The organism is Brevibacillus centrosporus (genome assembly GCF_003710815.1).
Classification (GTDB): Bacteria; Bacillota; Bacilli; order Brevibacillales; family Brevibacillaceae; genus Brevibacillus; species Brevibacillus centrosporus.
Window position 1 is genome coordinate 40,431 of record NZ_RHHP01000007.1, and the last position, 20,967, is coordinate 61,397.

Consider the following 20,967-nt stretch of genomic DNA (forward strand, 5'->3'; position numbering starts at 1 on the left):
CGTAAATCGTTCGAAACAGGCAGATACAGGACATTAACATTCAGTTATGCCGGACGTATAATGAGACTCGTAACCAACAATTGCAAATTCTGGCCAAATCCCGAGGCATTCGGGAACGGAGGACCCAATCAGTAGGGGTTAATCCCACATTCTTGTGGGAGGGATGAGAAACTCTTTCGCCATCCTACCCGTCAGCTAACTTCGTCGGCTAAAGCGAGGGAGGTCATAAAGACCGCCTATTCGAGGAGGCCTTTTTTGTTGCCATATTGGCAGGAGAGAAGAGTTTTGCTCGAAACATTCTGCAGGTCTTTTTGTTTTGCCTCAAAAAAGAATAAGCCGTATTGAAGAAAAAGGAAACGGGAGACAAAACGCAAAGATGGCAAACCACTGCCAGCTGGGCGTTCGGTAGACCAATGAGTACTTTTTCTCCGAGGAAAGATCGTTAAGGCCGCGTGATGCAAACGAGAGCGTTCGTTTGTTTCGCCTGCCCTGCCACTGCATGGCGATCTATCGGGGAAATGGTAAGCATTGGTCTATTTTATTGCCGCTTTCGTACAAGAATCGAAGAAGGAGGGGGAAGAAATGGACGTAGTTTCCATATTGCTCTTGGCGCTTTCATTTGGTGTATTTTTCGGATTTATCCAATTTTGTGACGCCGTGGTGAGAGAACAGGGAGGGAAGGAAAAATGATCTTGTTGCTGTTGATTATGGCGGCGCTGGCCTTGTATTTGTGCCATGCCTTGATCTATCCGGAAAAATACTAAAATAGTCTGATTGATTTTAACCAGGGACTTAAGGAGGAACTGTCGTGGATTTTCTGCAAATAGCGTTGGTTTTGGTCGTACTGCTCGTGCTGGCCATACCGATGGGGCGATATTTGTCTCGGGCATTCGCGTTGGAAGAGACTCGGTTGGATCGCTTTTTTGGCGGAGCGGAACGACTGATTTACAAGTTGTGCGGCATACGACTGGCCGATATGAGCTGGAAGCAGTACGCCGTGGCTGTATTGGTAAGCAACATTACGATGGTCGCGATTGCCTACCTCATACTGCGACTGCAAGGTGTACTGCCAGCAAACCCCAGTGGGATTGCCGCGATGGAGCCGCTGCTGTCGTTTAACACCGCTGTCAGCTTTTTGACTAATACCAACCTGCAGCACTATAGCGGAGAGAGCGGGCTGTCTTATCTGTCTCAAATGATTGTCATTATTTATCTGATGTTTACCACTCCTGCGACAGGCATTGCGGTTGTCATGGCATTCATGCGTGGGCTGACAGGCAAGCGCAGCATCGGGAACTACTACGTCGACCTGATCCGGGCACATACACGGGTACTGATCCCGCTTTCGATCATCGTTACACTGCTGCTTGTCGCACAAGGGGTTCCACAAACGATGGAACCGACGGCGACCGCTACTACCATTACGGGAGCAGAGCAGCAAATTGCTCGAGGCCCTGTCGCTTCTCTTGTTTCTATCAAGCATTTGGGTACAAACGGCGGCGGATTTTTCGGAGTCAACTCGTCACATCCGTTTGAAAACCCGACTCCGCTATCGAACTTATTGGAAATTCTCTCGATGTTTCTCATTCCGGCATCGCTGCCCTTTACCTTTGGATTCATGGCGAAAAGCCGCAAGCAGGGCTGGATCATTTTTGGTGCCATGGGAGTTATGTTCCTCGCATTTTTACTTCTGGCGTACTTTAACGAAGTGAACGGCAACCCGGCATTGGAGCGAGCGGGCCTGTCCCAGACAATGGGCAGCATGGAAGGGAAAGAAGTTCGCTTTGGAATAGCGCAGACGGCTTTGTTTACGGCAGTCACGACGGCGGCCACTACCGGGACAGTCAACATCATGCACGATACGTTGACACCTCTTGGTGGACTGGTGCCATTAGGTGAAATGATGCTCAACTGCGTCTTTGGCGGTGACGGGGTAGGAACGATCAACATCCTCATGTACGCGATCCTAGCTGTGTTTATCGCAGGCCTGATGGTCGGTCGCACACCGGAATTTTTGGGACGAAAAATTGAAGGCAGAGAAATGAAGCTGATCGCAATCGCGATTCTGGTGCACCCTTTGATCATCTTGGCACCTACGGCTATTGCCTTGGCGACGGACATGGGCAGCGCCGGGATATCGAACCCTGGCTTCCATGGCATTTCGCAAGCGCTCTATGAATTTACTTCATCTGCTGCCAACAATGGCTCCGGGTTTGAAGGACTGGGAGACAACACGCCGTTCTGGAATATTTCAACAGGTCTGGTCATGCTGTTCGGTCGGTACATCTCGATCATTGCCATGCTGGCTGTAGCAGGTTCCTTGATTGCCAAAACGCCTGTACCGGAAACGATGGGGACATTGCAGACGGACAATAACGTCTTCCTGGTGATTCTAATTGCTACTGTCGTCATCGTGGGCGCACTGACTTTCTTGCCGGTACTGGCTTTGGGACCGATCGCGGAATGGCTGACCATCCGATAGAAGGCAAACGGATTAAAAATTATAGAAGCAAAGGAGATTTTACGATGAGCAGAACGCGCACGGTTGCGCTTCCCAAAGATTTGTATCGGAGGGCGTTTGTCGAGTCTTTTAAAAAATTGGACCCGCGCGTCATGATGAAGAATCCGGTGATGTTTGTGGTGGAGGTAGGGTTTGTCATAACCCTGCTTCTCACCTTCGTTCCCAACCTGTTTGGCGGAGAATCGGAACCCCTTTTCAACGCGGTAGTCAGCTTCATTCTCTTCGTGACCATCCTGTTTGCCAACTTCGCGGAGGCATTGGCGGAAGGGCGCGGGAAGGCACAAGCGGAGAGTCTGAAAAAAACCAAGCAGGAAACAAAGGCCCGCCGAATTGCCAAAGACGGATCCCTGCAAATGGTCAATTCCACTGATTTGCGCAAAGGTGACATCGTCATCGTGGAAACGGGTGAGCTGATCCCTAGCGACGGGGAAATCATCGAAGGGGTAGCCTCCGTTGACGAATCTGCCATTACGGGTGAATCTGCTCCTGTCATCAAAGAGGCGGGAGGGGATTTCAGCTCGGTTACAGGAGGCACGCGTGTCGTCAGCGACCAGATCCGCATCCGAGTAACGACAGATCCTGGTGAATCGTTCCTCGACCGTATGATTTCATTGGTAGAAGGGGCGAAACGCCAAAAGACACCGAATGAGATTGCGCTGAGTACGCTTTTAGTAAGCTTGACCCTGATATTCCTGATCGTGTGCACGACACTCTTGCCGATTGCCGGATTTGTAAATGCAGCCATTCCGGTTGCAACACTGATTGCCTTGCTCGTTTGTCTGATCCCGACTACGATTGGTGGCTTATTGTCTGCGATCGGTATTGCCGGTATGGACCGTGTGACACAATTCAACGTCATTGCCACGTCAGGGAAAGCTGTAGAGGCATCTGGTGATATCAACACCATCATTTTGGATAAGACAGGGACGATTACGCACGGAAACAGGATGGCAGCGGAGTTTGTGACCGTAGGAAAAGCCAAACTGGAGGTGCTGAATAAAGTAGCAGCACAAAGCTCCCTGTACGATGAAACGCCAGAAGGTCGTTCCGTGATTGAGCTGGCCAAGAAACAGGGTTTGTCTAGCGAAGCGCTGCAGCTGCCTGGTTCAGAAGGAATAGAGTTCCGTGCTGAAACCCGCATGAGCGGTACGAATCTGGCAGACGGCTCGCTTATTCGTAAAGGGGCTGTAGATGCCATCAAGAAATACGTTACCGAGCAGGGAGGCAGCATCCCCTCCGATTTGGAGACGAAAGCGAATGCAATCGCGGTAGCCGGCGGAACGGCACTGGCTGTTGTGGAGGGCAAGACCATTCTGGGTTTGATTTATTTGAAAGATACCGTCAAGCCGGGGATGCGCGAGCGTTTTGAGGAGCTGCGCCGCATGGGGATTCGTACGGTGATGTGTACGGGCGACAACCCGCTGACGGCAGCGACTATTGCAAAAGAAGCCGGCGTCGATGACTTCGTGGCAGAGGCGAAACCGGAAGACAAGATTGCTTTAATCCGAAAAGAACAGGCAGAGGGTAAGCTGGTCGCGATGACTGGTGATGGAACGAATGACGCGCCAGCACTCGCTCAGGCAGATGTCGGACTGGCGATGAACTCGGGGACAGTCGCGGCCAAAGAAGCGGCGAACATGGTCGACCTGGACTCCGACCCGACGAAAATCATCGAGGTGGTAGCCATCGGCAAACAGCTGTTAATGACTCGCGGTGCCTTGACAACCTTTAGTATCGCAAACGATGTAGCAAAATACTTTGCGATTATCCCGGCGATGTTCATGCTGGCGATTCCACAAATGAGTGCTCTTAACATCATGAATCTGGCGACACCGCAAAGTGCGATTTTGTCGGCGTTGATCTTCAATGCGATCATTATCCCGATCCTGATTCCGCTTGCGATGAAGGGTGTCAAATACACACCGATGAGTGCGTCGAAGCTGCTCAGCCGCAATCTCGTGATCTACGGTCTGGGGGGCATTCTCGTACCGTTTATCGGAATTAAGCTGATCGACATGATCCTCGCGACGTTTAGCCTGGTGTAACCATCATTTACGCAAAGAAAGCAAAGGTGAAGATATATGTGGCTTACCAATCTGCGTCTCAGTTTCGTTCTGTTGTTGATTTGCGGTCTGGCGTATCCGCTGGCTATGACGGGCATATCCCAAGTCGTCATGCCTGCACAGGCGAGCGGCAGCTTGATCGTCGATGAAAATGGCAAGGTGCTCGGCTCTGAACTGATTGGCCAGAACTTCACGGATCCGAAGTACTTTTCTGGACGCGTTTCTTCTATAGAAAATAACGCAGCAGGCTCTGGCTCCAACAACTACGCGCCTTCCAACCCTGCGCTTATCGAACGTACACAGAAGGATTTGGCTGCTTTTCTTGAAGCGAATCCGGGTGTCAAACAGGAGGATATCCCAGCGGATCTGTTGACTAACTCCGGCTCAGGTCTTGACCCGCATATTTCTCCACAAGCTGCCTTGGTACAGGTAGATCGTATTGCCAAGGCGAGAATCCTGGATCCAGCCAAGCTTCGGGCACTGATTGATGAACAGACAGAAGGCAGAAGCCTGGGGGTATTTGGTGAACCACGGGTAGATGTGTTGAAGCTGAACCTGGCACTGGATCAGCTTAAGTAAGGAAACCCATCATTTCTCTACGTAAACAAAGGAGAGCGTGCGCATGGCTGAGCAGTTTCGGAGAAAGTCCCCTGAAGAAATCCTGCAGTCCATTTCCAACATGCATCGAGGAAGGCTGAAAATCATCCTCGGGGCCGTGAGTGGTTCCGGCAAGACCTATCATTTGCTGATGGAAGGACAGAGCTTGAAAAAGAAGGGGATCGATGTGGTGGTCGGTATGCTGGGGACAGCCACGCGTCCGAAACTGGCTGAGCAGCTCGAGGGGCTGGAGAAAGTACCGGCGATTTCCTGGATCGCACAGAGCGAAGAAAAATGCGATCTGGACGTAGCCGCCATCGTAGCTCGTGATCCAGAGGTCGTACTTGTTGACGGGCTCGCTCATCGTAATCGTGCGGATGCTCCCAGACAGACTCGTCTGGACGATGTACTGTATTTACTGAATCGCAATATCAGCGTGATCGCCACCGTCAATGTTTACGAGTTGGCTGGCATGAAGGAGCTGGCGGAACGCTTGACCAAGGCAGAGGTACGGATTGACCAGTGCGTACCAGAAGACACCCTCGCTCTGGCAGACGAAGTAAAGCTTTTGGATGTGACGCCTGAATCCATGCTGAAGCGGCTGGAGGAGGGGAACATTGAGGCTGCGCAAACACCTAATCTCCTGTTTCGGCGAGACAATTTGCACGTCTTGAGGGAGCTTGCCTTGCGATTTGTCGCCAATGGAGTCAACGAGGACTTGGAGGACTATCGGGAAAAGCACGGAATGGTTGGTGCCTCGGGAGCAACAGAGCGTGTGCTGGTGTCCGCCCAGTATCATTGGAATGGATCGATTCTGGTCAGAAGAGGCCAACAGGTGGCCAAGCGGCTCGGCGGAGAGCTCTTGGTCGTTTGCTTTCGGTCACCGGCGAAAAAGCTGACGAAGGAAGAGGCAACTTTTCGACGTTCCATCGGAAAGCTGGTCGAAAAAGTAGGGGGAGTATTCGAGGAGCGCCCTTTGCAGCGGAATATGGAAGTGGCGAATGAGCTGGTCGCCTACGCGATGGACAACAACGTTACGCGTATTGTGATGGGACAGTCCAAGCGAACGCGATGGGAAGAAGTATGGTATGGCTCTGTCGTCCACAGGATTTTGCGGAAGACGAGGAACATCGACATCTTAATTGTGGCGGACCGATCAGAGCGGGATGGCGAGCGGGTATTGCCGACGAAAAGAAGCGTCGTGAAGCCAAATCCGTATCGGCGTTTGTCTGAAGAAGAGGTCGAGCAGGAAATCGGGAAAATTCGGCGAGGGACACTGAAGGTTTACGTGGGTGCCGCGCCGGGAGTGGGAAAGACGTACACGATGCTTCGGGAAGGAAACGAGCTGGCGAGAAAAGGTATTGATGTAGTGATCGGCCTGTTGGAGACCCACGGAAGAAAGGAAACGCTCGAGCAGGTAGGTGCCCTCCCTACCATCGCCCGTAAACAAATTCCGTACAAAAATGTCGTGCTCGAGGAGATGGACACGGATGCCATCATTCGCCGAAATCCGGAAGTGGTGCTGGTCGATGAGCTTGCCCATACCAACGTGCAGGGCAGCATCAACGAAAAACGCCATCAGGATGTGGAGAAAATTTTGTCGGCGGGTGTTTCTGTAATATCCACGATGAATATCCAGCACCTGGAGAGCCTGAATGACAGTGTGGAACAGATCACGGGCATCCGTGTGCGGGAAACGGTACCCGATCACATTCTCCACCAGGCGGAAGAGGTAGAGCTGATCGATATTTCCCCTAAAGCTTTGCGTCAGAGGATGCGTGAGGGAAACATTTACGCAATGGAAAAGGTAGAGCAGTCCCTAAATCACTTTTTTAAAACAGGGAACTTGATCGCCTTGCGCGAGCTGGCTTTGCGCGAAGTGGCGGACGATGTGGATGAGCGTCTGGAGGCTTGGGAGAGGCGGACACTTCGCGGACCGTGGCGGCAGCAGGAAGTCATTTTTGTCTGTGTCAATTTGCGTGCAGACAGCGAACGTCTGATACGGAGGGGGTTTCGCATCGCTTATCGCTTAAAGGCCAAGTGGTTTGTCGCCTATGTGCAGGACCATGAGCCCTTGACTGCGGAGGAGGGGCAGCAGCTGGAAAAGCTGAAGAAGCTGACAGAGAGGCTCGGCGGGACCTTTGAACAAGGGAGAGCGGTCAGTCGGCGCAAGGTCTTTACCCAGCTCGTCAGCCAGATGAACGCGAGGCAAGCAACTCAAGCCGTGATCGGACAATCAGCGAGGACGAGGTGGAAAGAAATTCGGGAAGGATCCGTGATTCTGCGGCTGCTGCGGGAAGTTCGCCACATGGATGTGCTGGTCGTAGCTGATCATACACCCGACATCGGATAAGGGAGGATTACAAATGGGTGGAGAGAAGGAAGAACGATGGGAGCAAAGGATGGCGGACGCCTTTAGACAGCTGGATACGTTCTTAGAGGGTCATGGACATCAGAGCTTAGAGCAGTCAGAGCCCTGTACAGAAAAGCAACTGTTTGCTTTACTGACCCGGGTTTACTTGAATGAGGAAGAGATCCGTGTGAGGCAAAAGCTGAAGCGAAAGTCCTCCCAGCGTATTTCTCGTGTCATTCACGAAAAGGTTGGAGTGTTTCTCTCACAGAGGCTGCCCGACTACGAGTTTTACGCTATGGAAGGGTTGCTATTTGCCAAAAAGGATAAAGAGATCGTGGCTGTGCTCAAATGTATTCCGGATTTGGGCAGCTACGATACCCACTCTTGGAATGCGACTATCGCAAGATTTGTGAAGCAATACCAAAAACGGTTTCAGCTGGCTCCTGAACGGCTGCTGTTTGTCGTCTGCTCCCTTTCGAAGAGTCTGGATGCCGCACATGCCAAAGAATTGACGGGAATCGAGGTGTGGACGGGCACGGCGCTCACGGCACCTGCGTACCGGGAGGCGCTGCAGGCGTATGTGGGCAAATGTGTAGAAACGATTGCTGCACTGCCCATCCCCGCCCAACAGGTTTATTTTCTGAGCGGCGATGTGCATCCCAACGCTTTGGCCTGTCAATTGCTCCAAGGAGAAGCGACGAATTTTCCTGATCGCTGGCTGCGTCCATCCGTCAGTGAGTTAATCCAGTTTTTGGATGGCAAGCTGTGATATACTGATGGCATTTACAGCAGTAATCAGGAGGGATTGGCGATAAAAGTAAACGTGGTGGGGATACCTCATTTTGCTGGAGCGTATGTTTCGGGGACGGAGCTTGCGCCAGACGCACTGCGAAAGGCTGGTCTGGTGGAAAAGATGCAAGGGCTGGGGCTGGAAGTACAGGATGCAGGAAATCTGAAGCTTCCAGATTATTTGCCACGGCACAATATTCCGCCGGTTCGCAATTGGCCTGCTCCGCGCATGCTGTGGGACTTGCTCACAGAAGAGGCACGCAGCTGGTTGAAGGGTGAGGATTTTGCCCTTCTGCTCGGGGGAGATTGCAGTACGATCGTAGGCACAGCGGCAGCCTTCAGCCAGTTGTATGGAGAAAAAGCATACCTGCTGGTGATCGACGGCCATTTCGATGCGGTTCGTCCCACTGCGACTCGCTGCATCGGGGCTGCGGGCATGGGACTCTGGTTTTTGCTGCAGGGCCGTGAAATGTGGATCGCGGATACTGGCTGGACGGCAGAGCGAATGACGGTGATTGGCTGCCAGGAGCAGCCCGTGCAGAACTACGGCGTAGAAATCGTTACACTTGCCCAGCTTCGCTCGGTTGATTTGCTGGATCGGGTCCGCACCGTTTTGGAGAAAATTCCGGCAGATGCGAAACTGCTTGTCCATTTCGACGTAGATGTAATGGACGAAGAAGCGATGGCTGCCGCGTACGCACCGAGCAAAGTCGGACTATCTCTGGCAGAGGCAGAACGCTTGGTGACAGCGGTGGTGCAAGATCGACGGGTAGTGGGCCTCGAAGTAACGGAGTTTTCTGCGTTGCGAGACACGACAGGAGAACAGGCTGAAAGACTTGTTCATTTGCTGGCGAATGTATTGTCTACTCGCGCGAGAGCAGCTTCTTCTGATACACTAAAGATATAAGTGATTACTTATGAGTGGAGGAGAAGCTTTATGCTGAAAAAGCTGATGGCTAAATTGGGTGTTGGAGCAGCAAAGGTAGATTTGCAGCTGGATCGTTCCGGGTATCGCCTCGGGGAAACAATGACGGGTGTCGTGCGAATTGAAGGCGGCAATGTCGAGCAGAGCATTAGCGATCTGAGCGCGGTACTGATGATGAAGGCCTATGTAAAGGGACAGGAAGTGCGGAAGGCCGTTCAACTGTACCCGGTACGAAGCAATTTCACGGTTCAGCCAAAACCTGCTGTTCAGGAGATCCCTTTTGCTTTTGAATTGCCGGAAGGTTTGGCTATGTCCACGCCGTCCATTCAATATTTCCTGCATACGAAGCTGGATGTAGAGATGGCGCTGGACCCGACGGATATGGACTTCATCCAGGTGCTCCCGCCTGAACCGGTAGAAAGCGTCCTGCAAGCCTTAGAGCGTCTCGATTTGCGCCAAAAGCAGGACTCCGGAAAGCTGACCCCATATGGCCAGGAGTTTTCCTTTTTCCCGGCTACCCAGCTAGGGATGCCGCTGAAGGAGCTGGAGGTCATCTTCTTCTCGGCGCCAGGTGAGCTGAAGCTGCTGGTCGAGCTGGACCTCGCTACAGGCTTCTTGAGACGCGAGGTGGAGTACAAAGCGGAAATCGTGGTCCCACAAGGACTGCTTCAGCCAGGGCAGGAAGAAGAGCTCTCCCGTTTCCTGCTGGAGACCATTCGTGAATACGCGAACAACCCAAGCGTAATCCCGTACGTATCCATGGCAGCCTACCGCCAAGGCCAATACGGCCATCACAGTCACCGCGGCAGCGGAATGGGCGGCATGATCGGCGGTATGGCAGCAGGCTTCCTCGGAGGAATGCTGCTCAATGAAATGATGTTCGGTGACGAGGAAATGGCTTCGGAGGATGACATGGGCGGAGACGAAGGCGACGACGGCGGTTTCGACTTCGGTGGATTTGACGAAGAACTGTAAGAATAGACACGAATAGGAAAAGCCATCACTTGCCTATGATGAGGCAGGGGGTGGCTTTTTTGTAGGTGGCTCGGGTTTGCCGGTCAATACTTCTTTGAATTGGATTTTTCCCGCTGAATCCACTTTCAAAAACGCCGCCAAGGAAAACGGAGAAAAAAACGGAGGTCTTAGGGACACAGCCGAGGTGCAATGAAAAAAGAGGAACATTTTTTTGCGTCCAACGTGCGTACGCTCCAGGAGACGGCTGCTTTTGGACGCGGTTCCTCTTTTAAATGGAGCCGTGCAGAAATGCCCCCCGCGCACGTGGCCCTACGAACCGCAGTTTTTTTCTCCGTTTTCCAAGCACATAGGATAGGCCAACAGCGTATACCTAATAGGCAACGAGAAAGAGGTGACCATATATGAGCGGATGGCTCTCGCTCCTGCTCGTTTCCCTGGCCATCAGTATGGACAGTGTCAGTGTAGGGTTGACGTATGGGCTGCGCAATATGAGAATGCCGTTCCTGTCGCTTATTGTCGTGTCGGGTTGTTCGTTTGTCGTTGTTTATGGTGTCATGATGGTTGGTTCGTCCCTGACGTATTGGCTGACTCCGGAGATCGGAAAGCAAATCGGGGCGGCTGTTTTGATTGTGATGGGGCTATTTACGCTTTGGAGGCTTGTTTCTCCCCGCTCTACCGCCGAGGAGGAGCAGAGCTCAAAAGTGGATGTAGCGCTCGTGGAAAAAGAGGGAGAGCCCGAGTGGAAGGTGCTCTCGCAATTTCGCGTATTTGGCGTAATGATTCAGATTCTTCGCGATCCGGCCCAGGCGGATACTGACCGTTCGGGTCATATCATGGGCTGGGAAGCCGTTATGCTCGGGTTGGCGCTGTCGCTGGATGCCTTTGGAGCGGGGATTAGCCTGACCTTTCTCGGCTATTCTCCTTTGGTGGTCGCTCTCTGCATTGCCGTGATGAGCGCACTATTGCTGCAGATTGGTCTGACACTGGGGCGTCGTGCCGGGCAAAGCAAATGGATTTCCAAGCTGACCTGGCTGCCGCCGATTCTTTTGATCTGCATTGGGGTTGCGAAAAGTTTTAAATAGCGTAAATTCATCTGCCCGTCCCAAGCACAAGGGACGGGTTGTTTTATTTTGTGGCTCGTCTGCATACATATCAGAAGGAGTGAGAAGTGGATGGAGGAGATGTAGGTGGATACACAGCCAATTCGAAAATGGTACACGCTGGCGGCGACAGACGTGACCGAAGCCCTTCACAGCGATGCGGCGCAGGGATTGACTCAGCAGGAGGCGGAGCGGCGACTGGCAAAGCAAGGTGCCAACCAGTTGGCTGAAAACAAGCGCAAGCCTCTCTATACAGTCTTTCTCGATCAATTTAAGGATTTTATGGTACTCATCCTGTTCATTGCCACGTTGATTTCTTACTTTCTCGGGGAGTACCTGGACGCCATCACGATCATCGCCATTATCATCATCAACGGGATTCTCGGTTTTATACAGGAGGCGCGGGCGGAGCGGTCCCTGCAAGCGTTGAAAGAGCTGGCTTCGCCAATGGCGAGGGTGATGCGGGAAGGGCACCTGGCGATGATTCCTGCCTCACGTCTAGTACCGGGGGATTTGGTATTGCTCGAAGCTGGAGACCGCGTGCCTGCAGATATGCGCCTGCTCGCGGCCAATCGTCTGGAGATCGAGGAATCGGCACTGACCGGGGAATCGGTGCCCGTCAGCAAATCAATTAAGCGACTGGAGGTTACAGCTGCAGCCCAAGTGCCGCTTGGCGATCAGAAAAACTTGGCCTTTATGGGAACGATGGTGACGGGGGGAACGGGGAGTGGCATCGTAGTTGCCACGGGCATGGGTACAGAAATCGGGAAAATCGCCCACCTGATGAACACCGCAGAGGAAGCAGAGACACCTCTCCAGCTGCGTTTGGAGCAAATGGGCAAGATTCTCGTCGTCGTAGCGGTGCTGCTCACCATTGTCGTGATCGGGGCAGGGGTGTGGCATGGCCATGAGCTGTTTACGATGTTCCTCGCCGGGGTAAGCTTGGCGGTTGCCGCGATTCCGGAAGGGCTCCCTGCGATTGTGACGGTTGCGCTGGCGCTGGGTGTACAGCGAATGATTCGCCGCAATGCGATCGTGCGCAAGCTGCCCTCGGTGGAGACACTCGGCTGCGCTTCTGTCATTTGCTCGGATAAGACAGGGACCCTCACACAGAACAAGATGACCGTCACGCAGGTTTGGCACAGCAATACCTTGTATGAAATAAGCGGCAGCGGCTATGCGCCGGAGGGCTCCTTTTTGCTACAGGGCAAAGCTGTTTCTCCTACTCGTGATGGCGCGCTTAACCAGATACTTCGGATTGCAGAGCGATGCAACAACGCACGTCTGACCTGCGAAGAACAGAGCACACGCAATTTGCTGGGGATGGGAAAAACGACACGCTTTTGGCATGTTGTGGGGGACCCGACAGAAGGAGCACTCAAGGTACTCGCGGCAAAAGGACAAAACGGGACTGTCGATCGGGGGAAGATGGGTCACCAATCGGTGCGCGTAGAGGAGCTGCCGTTTGATTCCGATCGGAAAATGATGTCTGTCGTGGAGAAAGGCTCGGACGGCGTGCATTCTCTGCTTACCAAAGGTGCGGTGGAAGCTGTATTGGCACGTTCCACGCACATCCTGTGGAAAGGTGAGCTGCAGCCGCTCTCGGCGACGATACGCCACCAAGTCCTGGAGCAAACAGAGCTCATGGCGGGGAAAGCATTGCGCGTCTTGGCCTTTGCCTATAAGACCATGCAGGGCTACCGTCCCGGTCAGCCTATCGGCTCAGTGGAAAATAACCTCGTGTTTGTCGGGGTAGCAGGTATGATCGACCCGCCTCGCGACGAAGTTCGCCCGGCGATCAATCTGTGCCACCAGGCGGGAATCAAAACCGTCATGATTACCGGTGACCATAAAGTGACGGCTGAGGCGATCGCCAAACAAATCGGTCTGGTAAGAGGCTATGGTGAGGTGCTGGAGGGGCGTGACCTGGATAATTTGTCCGACGCTCAGCTGTCCGAATACGTAGAGAGAGTCTCGGTCTATGCACGCGTGTCGCCGGAACACAAGCTGCGCATCGTACGCGCCCTGCAGAGCAAAGGGCATGTCGTGGCGATGACGGGAGACGGAGTGAACGATGCACCTGCAATAAAAACGTCGGACATCGGCATTGCCATGGGGATTACGGGTACCGATGTCACGAAGGAAGCTGCCGCGCTCGTGCTGCGTGACGACAACTTCGCGACGATCGTCGCAGCTGTAGAGGAAGGGCGCAACATCTACGACAACATCCGCAAATTCATTCGCTACCTGCTGGCTTCCAACGTGGGTGAGATCCTCGTCATGTTTTTCGCGATGCTGTTAGGCCTGCCGTTGCCGATGGTGCCGATTCAGATTCTGTGGGTCAACCTCGTTACAGATGGCTTGCCCGCTATGGCACTGGGCGTCGATCAGGCAGAGGCCGATACGATGTACCAGCGCCCGCGGAATAAAGCGGAAAACATCTTTAGCAGAGGACTCGGATGGAAAATCATCAGCCGTGGCTTCCTGATCGGGGCGATGACGCTCCTTGCCTTCTGGCTGACGCTGCGCGAGGATCCAAACAATCTGGTGCATGCCCAAACAGTTGCTTTCGTCACGTTGGTCATGGCTCAGCTTATTCACGTATTTGACTGCCGCAGCCAGTACAGCGTCTTTCACCGCAATGTGTTTGAAAACAAGTATCTGGTCTGGGCGGTTATTTCTTCGCTGGTGCTCGTTCTCGGGGTCGTCTACATCGATGCGCTGCAGCCGATTTTCAAAACAACGGACCTGTCCTTCCGCGATTGGGCACTGATCCTGGTCACTTCTGGAGTTCCTACCTTTGTGGCGGGAATCGGGGGAGTTCTGGCAAGCGGCAGACCAAAGACCAGCAAGCAAAAACGCTCGTCCATGCGTACCGTGCGTCCTGACTAACCGAAGCGGCTTCTCGCCGTGAAGCAGAAAAGAGGGTTGGGAGCGTGCGTAAGAAAACAGGCGGGTGGCGAAGACGGGGCAGGAGAATACTGGCTACGACTTTGTTCACCATCATCGGATTATTCGTACTGTTTCTGTTGGCAGAAAAGCAGATTGAACCTACGCTGATGCTGATCGCCCAGGCGAAAGCCGACCAAGTGGCTAAGCTGGCTATTACAGACGCGATTACCAAAAGGCTCAGCCAGCAAGGACTGGATTTCAATCAGGTCGTGCTTATGGAAAAGGATCAGGCGGGGAATATCAAAGCCGTTAATTTCAACTTTCGGGAGTATTCCCGCATTGTTGGAGAGACGACTGCTCGGATTCAAAACAGACTAAAGGAATTTGAGAGCGAAAACGTCAAGATGTCCGTTCCGCTAGGTGTAGCGACGAGAAACGCATTTCTCGAGCATCTAGGTCCTGAGGTGCCGATCTCGTTTGTTCCCATCGGAGCAGTCAAGACCTGGCTGGAAACCGGGATGAAGCAAGCGGGCATCAACATGGTGCTGGTTACCGTCTACATTTACGTAGAAGTCGATCTGCGGGTCATTATCCCGTTCGCAACCGATCAGCAGACGGTGACTACCCAGATTCCCATCACCGAAGCGTTGATTGTCGGCAAGGTTCCGACCTATCTTTACAACAATCCGTCAGGCAAGCCCGATGTGCCGATGCCGCGCAGCGGACAGATCATCCAGCCCCAGCCGTAAAAATTATTTTGAAACGTTTGTTGCATGCTGTCGTCCAAGTTATAGAGACACTACACAGTAGGAAAAACATTGGGGGAGAAAACAGCATGAAAACAATACGTACAGGCATGATGACGTTGGCGGCTCTGGCCGTTTTGGGAACAAACGTGGTATCGGCAACCTCCGAACCAGTAAAGGAACTTTCCGTTAACGTAAATGGAGAGCATATCGAACAGGCAGCGATTTTTGATAAAGGTACCGACGATGCCGTAACCGTGGTAGACGAGGAATCCGACGTGGCTCCAGTCCGTACCGGAACTATCACGACCCTCAATAAAAGCGAGGATGGCCGCGTATCCTTCCAGTTGAACGGATATGAGACAGGAATCATCCTGCACGTGGATAAAGATACAAAAATCACAACAGCTGACGGCAAAGAGCTGAAGCCAGAGGATCTGAAGCTGGGGATGGAAGTGGAAGCAACTCACCAAAAATTCATGGCGATGAGTATGCCGCCGCAATCCGGTGCAGTGACCATCGTGGTAAAAAGCAGCCTGGAAACCCCTGAGGTACTGGGTACAGCCGGTAAAGTGGTAAGCATCGATAAAGACCAGGAAGGCACCTACAAAATGGTGGTAGAAGGACGCGCTCTGACAGAGAATGCTCCTGAAAAAGTAGCGCTGATTATCAATGAGGATACCAAAATCGTGAGCGCGAAAGACAACAAAACGCTTACGCCAGAGGATCTGAAAGCAGACATGAACGTATTTGCTTACTATGGTCCAAAACTGACTCGCAGCCTGCCGCCAATCGGTGTCGCTGAGAAAATCGTCGTAGAATAAGGAATTAGAAACGGAACGGCACAGGCTGTTCCGTTTCTTTTTGTCGTGGAGCGGGACGCAGACTGCACAGACCGGCGATGAGAGCCACTCCAGCACAAAGACAGGCGAGCACGGTGAAGCCCCACGTCTGATACACAGGGCCGCCTACATACGAGCCAATCGTCATCCCGATGTACATGCCTGTGATGTTCCATGCCATGATTCTTCCGAGGTGGTCAGGGTATTCCCGTGCCAAACGGGATTGATACGAAGGAACAAAGGCATAGCCTACAAATGCCCAGAGGAACAGTAAGACAAAAAGCCAGATTCCCTGCTGGTAGAACAGCCCTACACTGACGAGACAGGCGGTCAAAGTCAGCAGACTGGCAGAAGAAATCGCCTTAGCCCCCCATTTGTCGGACAGGCTTCCGCCGTTCAGGCTGCCGAGCATGGCTCCGACCCCATACGCGATGAGAGAAGCTGCGATCTGAGAGGGACGAAAGCCGACATCCTCCGTCAGTGCCGTACCTAGATAGGTGTAGACACCGTACATGGCTGCTGCCCAGTAAACGGTGACGAGGACGGAGCGAAACATCAAAGCGACAGAGGGAGCCGAGCTTTGCCTGGATGCTCCTGTGTGATTTCGCTGCGGCCAAATGGCGAGGTTGATCCAGGCAAGCAAAAAGCTGACAGCGGCGATGAGCCAAAAGGTAATACGCCAGCCGAGCTGGTCAGCGATCAAGGTGCCGATCGGCGTCCCTGCCCAAAGGCCCGTCAGATTGCCAGAGACCACGACGGACAACCAAGCTGCTCTACGGTTAGCAGGAGCCAAATCACTGACGAACGCATAGACACAGGGGGCGATTGCTGCCAGTGCCAATCCAGCCACAGCCCTGCTGATGAGCAGCATGCCAAAAGAATGGGTAAAGCCGGTCCACAGGTTGGCGAGACAAAATAGGGTCAGTCCTCCCCATAGCAGGAGGCGCCGGCGGTTTGAATAACGGTCAAACAAAACGCCCATCAAAGGAGAACCACAGGCGTACATGGTAGACATGGCCGTCACAAGCCAGCCAGCAACGGCGGGTGTCACGGCAAATTCCTCGGCGATGGATGGCAGCAAAGGTGAAACAATAAAGACATCAGTCCCTACGATGAACAAGGTAACGGCGCCTGTAATCAACCAGACGGCAGCGTTCTTCACGACATCCCATTCCTCCTGACTGAGCCGTGCAAAATAGATGCTTCTATCAGTTATATGGAGAGATGGAAAGGGGGTGCCTACACCTGCGTGGAGGGATCAAGGGGATAGGCCATGCAAAAGACGCGGCCAAGCTTCTCTGAGACACGCTCCTCGTAGGTAGTAAATCCATACGCTTCATAAAATGGTATGACAGCCTGATTCTTTTCTAAGACAGCGAGATGAAGAGAATGATAGCCGTTTTCCCGATACCAAGCGGTCAGGCAATCGAGAAACTCTTTGGCGTAGCCTCTTCCTTGTGCCCGGCTGTCGATCATGATCAATCCAAGCCACGGATGTCCGTCGCACCAAAATAGATAAAGAGTCAATAGCCATACTAGTCCAGCCTGAGGTTAAGGGAATTCCCCGATACACTTTCTTGCCCGTAAACTCTACAATAGCGGTATGGAGATTGTCTTACGAGGAGGAGCGCATGAGTACGTGGAGAGAAGACCTGGATACGTCCAGTGAAATGTTTTCGCTGATGCAGTCCATCTTTGCGAACGTCAGCGATGCCATCCTGGTGGTAGACCGCGACGGGTTGATCGCAGCGGTCAATGCCGCACTAGAGCAAATGACAGGCTGGACCGAGAAAGAATTGGTCGGGATCAAACATATTTGTGAGCTTTGTCTGGGGATGGCGACTTGCATGGAAGAGACGTCCTGTGCCGATTGCTTCTTCAAGCAGGTGCAGATGCCATCCTTTGAGATGCGCCTGCGAACTCGTGACGGCAGGGACTATCCCGTAACAGCGAGCTCTGCGAGATTGCCTGATGGCGCAAACGGCGAGCTGGTGATGGTGATCCGGGACATGTCTGCCCAGCAGCGCACAGAAAAAGAGCGTTACCAGCACAAGCTGACGAACTACGCGATTGCTGCGCAGGAGGAAGAGCGCAAGCGTATTGCTCGCGAGCTGCACGATGGGGTTGGTCAGGCTCTTTACAGCATTTTGGTAGGATTGAACGTCGTTGGACAAGGACATTTGAGTGACCCGATCCGGCAGCATGTGAATGATCTTTTGCAGATGACTTCCAAGGCGATGGAAGAGGTCAAGCGGATGGCACTAGAGCTGCGTCCCTCCGCGCTGGATGACTTGGGGCTTTTGCCAGCCTTGCGCTCGTTGATGAAGAGGGTAGAGAAAAGCTTTGACATCCAGGTGGAGCTCCATGTTCAGGGAGAGCGCCGGCGCTATTCAGCAGCGATGGAAACGGCTCTCTACCGCATCGTTCAGGAGGCAATGACCAACACGGCCAAATACGCAAAGGCAAGTCAGCTGGGGATCGTGTTTGAGGACAGAGAAAAAGAAGTTGTGGTGACGATCGTAGATGATGGCGTCGGCTTTGAGGTAGAGAAGGCTTTGCATACGGGCAAGGGCTTGGGTATTTTCGGTATGAAGGAACGGGCACAGCTGCTAGGAGGTACAGTGGATATCCGGTCAGCTCCTGACGAGGGTACGACTGTCATCGTGCGCATTCCGGTTTCAAAGGAGGAGACGTAAACATGGCTATTCGCGTGCTGATCGCTGATGATCACGCCATCGTCCGTTCAGGGCTGGGGATGCTGATCAACGCCCAGGAGGATATGGAAGTCGTAGGGTATGCAGCAGATGGAAAGGAAGCGTGCGAGAAAGCCGGAGAGCTCCACCCGGATGTCGTGCTGATGGACCTGAGCATGCCCCCGGGGGAAAACGGTTTGACGGCAACCGCCAGACTGAAGGGGACGGCACCGGACATCCAGGTTCTCGTCCTGACCATGCATGATGATGAGGAGTATTTGTTCCGCGTCTTGCAGGCGGGTGCGGCAGGCTATATCCTCAAAAGCGCTCCGGACGTGGATCTTATTGCCGCGATCCGCTCCGTTCAGAAGGGAATGGCGTACCTGTATCCTTCTGCGACGAAATCGTTGATTGAGGAATTTTTGCAGATGGTGAAAAGCGGCGAGGAACAGGCGAAATACGAAATTCTCACCGAGCGGGAAAAGGAAGTGCTCGTGCTGATCGCCAAGGGCTTCAGCAACAAGGAAATTGCCGAGCAGCTGACTGTATCCGTGAAAACGGTTGAATCGCATAAGGCACATATCATGGAAAAGCTGCACCTGCGTACGCGGCCGGATTTGGTTCGGTACGCGATTAAAAAAGGGTGGCTCGATTTTGAATAGCAGGCATCGTACAGACCAGACCCGGGATATGATACCCGGGTTTTTCCGTTTCCGAATTTCAGTATTTTTTCAGGATGCACTCGCTATGATGGGGGGGAGAAAGGAAGAGAAAGGGCGGTAGGAAATAAATGGGGAAACAATCGAAATGGACGAAATGGAAAGTGGGAGGCTGCCTGATGGTCTCTCTGGCCGTTCTCTTCCAGGTGGTGAAGGCAGACCCAGCGTTTGGGAAAGCAGTACAAGCAGCACAAGAAAATGAGGATTCCTACGACTCCGAAGAGACTGAACAGGCATCATCGGAAATGATGCCGGTCGATGACGAGGATGACCACTCCGATGCGGATGACAAGCCATCCGCTCTCCCGACTGTACCCGCAGTGTCCATGCAGACAGCGGTTCAGAAGCCAGCAGGGCATGATTCGGTCACTTCCGCTCATACGCAAAAGAGCACAGGCTCTTCGAAGCAGACGGTAACATCCAAACCGCCGAAGAGCCAGAAGACATCCTCCAGTGTAGCTCCAAAAGCAGAGTCAGCGGCACCATCCCCTGCTGCCAAAACGCCTGCTCCTGCGGTGAAGTCAGAGCCACAACTACAACCATCACAACCATCACAACCATCACAATCACAGGAGACTCCACCTGCAGAAAGTACAGCAGCGTCGGTGGATGCGAGCAAGGAAACCAGCATGGAAGCGGAGCCCCAACCAGAAGAAAGCCCATCTACGAAAACGGAGACCAAGGCTGCCAAGAAGAAAAAGTCACATACAAAAAGCCGCCGATCGTGAATGGCTGCCGAAGGAGAGGGTCTTGATGCAACTAGAGGTACCCTTGCATGTCTATCGCTCTCGGGCCATGAATACCGATATCGAAGCCGTCTGGGAACGCCAGGCTCTTCGGAAGAGCACCTCGCTGGAGAAGATCGTAGACAAGTGGTTCCAAGTGGTTGAACAGCGTTTTAGCCGGTTTATCCCGGACAGTGAGCTTTCCTATCTAAATCGCCGTAGTGGAAGTCTGACGCTAGTATCGGGAGCAATGGTGGAGGTGCTGTCCCTGGCAGACACATTTCATATTCAAACAGAAGGCATATTCAGTCCATTCGTGTACGATGCGCTTCATGCTGCAGGCTACAGCCAATCCTATGACATCGTGAAACAGGCAGATGCGGTGACGTCAGGCGGGCCAAGCTTTGGCGCTTATTCCATGACGATCCATCCTGGGATGAAAGCGGTGCAGCTTCATACCGGCACACGCCTTGATCTGGGCGGGATTGTCAAAGGATGGTCAGCCGAAAAATTGGGTGATAAGCTCAAGCTCACATATGGGGTCAGACGTGGATTGGTCAACGCAGGTGGAGATGTGCAGGTATGGGGAGGAAGCAGCGCACAAGAGCCATGGAACATCGGTATCTCCAGCCCGTGGCATCCAGAGGAGGAGCTGGCGTTGGTTTCCTTGAGAGACGGGGCAGTGGCCACCTCCAGCGTTTACGGAAGAAGATGGAACCATATAAAACATGGCGTCCAGCATCATCTGATTGATCCTCGCACCATGCGTCCTGGCAGGAGCGATGTCGTCCAATGCAGCATCGTTGGGGACAGTCTCATCTCCTGTGAAAGTTGGGCGAAGGTTATTTGTCTGTTGGGGCTGGAGCGTGGACTTGCGCTGCTGCAAGCCAAATGCCCACGCATGGAAGCACTGATTGTTTCGAAGACAGGAGACCTTCATTTACTCCGACGACATCAGCAGGAAAAGGAAAGATGGGAGACGGAGCATGTCGATTTTATACATGAGGCGGCCAATTAGGAGAAAGGA

Annotated in this window: 18 protein-coding genes and 1 riboswitch; of the genes, 16 read left to right on the top strand and 2 right to left on the bottom strand. The window is 53.1% G+C overall.

Features of this window, described 5'->3' with window-relative positions; all coding sequences use genetic code 11:
* Positions 1-81 precede the first annotated feature (81 nt).
* Positions 82-225: riboswitch (cyclic di-AMP (ydaO/yuaA leader) on the top strand.
* Between the two features lie 461 nt (positions 226-686).
* From kdpF to EDM55_RS08365, 12 genes are all read left to right on the top strand, one after another.
* Positions 687-764: a K(+)-transporting ATPase subunit F gene (gene kdpF / locus EDM55_RS31400; RefSeq protein WP_122925751.1), complete on the top strand. Its 78-nt coding sequence runs from the start codon at positions 687-689 to the stop codon at positions 762-764.
* Positions 765-808: 44 nt separating this feature from the next.
* Positions 809-2,482, top strand: a complete 1,674-nt coding sequence (gene kdpA, locus EDM55_RS08310) for a potassium-transporting ATPase subunit KdpA (RefSeq protein WP_122960066.1) — start codon at positions 809-811, stop codon at positions 2,480-2,482.
* 44 nt (positions 2,483-2,526) lie between these two features.
* Positions 2,527-4,566, top strand: a complete 2,040-nt coding sequence (gene kdpB / locus EDM55_RS08315) for a potassium-transporting ATPase subunit KdpB (protein ID WP_122960067.1) — start codon at positions 2,527-2,529, stop codon at positions 4,564-4,566.
* A 36-nt stretch (positions 4,567-4,602) separates the two neighbouring features.
* Positions 4,603-5,163 carry a potassium-transporting ATPase subunit KdpC gene (gene kdpC, locus EDM55_RS08320; RefSeq protein WP_122960068.1) on the top strand — a complete coding sequence of 187 codons (561 nt, stop codon included), beginning with the start codon at positions 4,603-4,605 and terminating at the stop codon, positions 5,161-5,163.
* A 43-nt stretch (positions 5,164-5,206) separates the two neighbouring features.
* Complete coding sequence (locus EDM55_RS08325; RefSeq protein WP_122960069.1) at positions 5,207-7,534, top strand: universal stress protein; 2,328 nt, start codon at positions 5,207-5,209, stop codon at positions 7,532-7,534.
* A gap of 13 nt (positions 7,535-7,547) precedes the next feature.
* Positions 7,548-8,303, top strand: coding sequence for a hypothetical protein (locus EDM55_RS08330; protein WP_122960070.1), 756 nt, complete (start codon positions 7,548-7,550; stop codon positions 8,301-8,303).
* A gap of 36 nt (positions 8,304-8,339) precedes the next feature.
* Positions 8,340-9,230, top strand: a complete 891-nt coding sequence (locus tag EDM55_RS08335) for an arginase family protein (protein ID WP_246070868.1) — start codon at positions 8,340-8,342, stop codon at positions 9,228-9,230.
* Between the two features lie 30 nt (positions 9,231-9,260).
* A complete protein-coding gene (locus EDM55_RS08340) occupies positions 9,261-10,223 on the top strand; it encodes a sporulation protein (protein ID WP_122960071.1) in 963 nt (320 codons plus the stop codon).
* A 401-nt stretch (positions 10,224-10,624) separates the two neighbouring features.
* Positions 10,625-11,305 carry a sporulation membrane protein YtaF gene (ytaF, locus tag EDM55_RS08350; protein WP_092270605.1) on the top strand — a complete coding sequence of 227 codons (681 nt, stop codon included), beginning with the start codon at positions 10,625-10,627 and terminating at the stop codon, positions 11,303-11,305.
* A gap of 105 nt (positions 11,306-11,410) precedes the next feature.
* A complete protein-coding gene (locus tag EDM55_RS08355; protein WP_092270608.1) occupies positions 11,411-14,215 on the top strand; it encodes a calcium-translocating P-type ATPase, SERCA-type in 2,805 nt (934 codons plus the stop codon).
* Between the two features lie 44 nt (positions 14,216-14,259).
* A complete protein-coding gene (gene yunB, locus EDM55_RS08360) occupies positions 14,260-14,964 on the top strand; it encodes a sporulation protein YunB (RefSeq protein ID WP_092270611.1) in 705 nt (234 codons plus the stop codon).
* A gap of 86 nt (positions 14,965-15,050) precedes the next feature.
* Positions 15,051-15,785, top strand: a complete 735-nt coding sequence (locus tag EDM55_RS08365; protein WP_122960073.1) for a copper amine oxidase N-terminal domain-containing protein — start codon at positions 15,051-15,053, stop codon at positions 15,783-15,785.
* A 4-nt stretch (positions 15,786-15,789) separates the two neighbouring features.
* Here EDM55_RS08365 and EDM55_RS08370 read toward each other — a convergent pair whose 3' ends face one another.
* Positions 15,790-16,965, bottom strand: a complete 1,176-nt coding sequence (locus tag EDM55_RS08370) for an MFS transporter (protein WP_246070867.1) — start codon at positions 16,963-16,965, stop codon at positions 15,790-15,792.
* 77 nt (positions 16,966-17,042) lie between these two features.
* Positions 17,043-17,330 (bottom strand): GNAT family N-acetyltransferase, encoded by a 288-nt coding sequence (locus EDM55_RS08375; protein WP_246070866.1) that lies wholly within the window; start codon positions 17,328-17,330, stop codon positions 17,043-17,045.
* 104 nt (positions 17,331-17,434) lie between these two features.
* Here EDM55_RS08375 and EDM55_RS08380 point away from each other — a divergent pair, with 104 nt between their 5' ends.
* The 4 genes from EDM55_RS08380 (at position 17,435) to EDM55_RS08395 (ending at position 20,958) form a co-directional block, all read left to right on the top strand.
* Positions 17,435-18,499: a sensor histidine kinase gene (locus EDM55_RS08380; protein ID WP_122960075.1), complete on the top strand. Its 1,065-nt coding sequence runs from the start codon at positions 17,435-17,437 to the stop codon at positions 18,497-18,499.
* A 2-nt stretch (positions 18,500-18,501) separates the two neighbouring features.
* On the top strand, positions 18,502-19,158 hold the full coding sequence (locus tag EDM55_RS08385; protein ID WP_092270626.1) for a response regulator transcription factor: 657 nt from the start codon (positions 18,502-18,504) through the stop codon (positions 19,156-19,158).
* A 128-nt stretch (positions 19,159-19,286) separates the two neighbouring features.
* Positions 19,287-19,943 (top strand): hypothetical protein, encoded by a 657-nt coding sequence (locus tag EDM55_RS29925; protein WP_141295178.1) that lies wholly within the window; start codon positions 19,287-19,289, stop codon positions 19,941-19,943.
* Between the two features lie 25 nt (positions 19,944-19,968).
* On the top strand, positions 19,969-20,958 hold the full coding sequence (locus tag EDM55_RS08395) for an FAD:protein FMN transferase (RefSeq protein ID WP_170184350.1): 990 nt from the start codon (positions 19,969-19,971) through the stop codon (positions 20,956-20,958).
* The last annotated feature ends 9 nt before the right edge of the window (positions 20,959-20,967 follow it).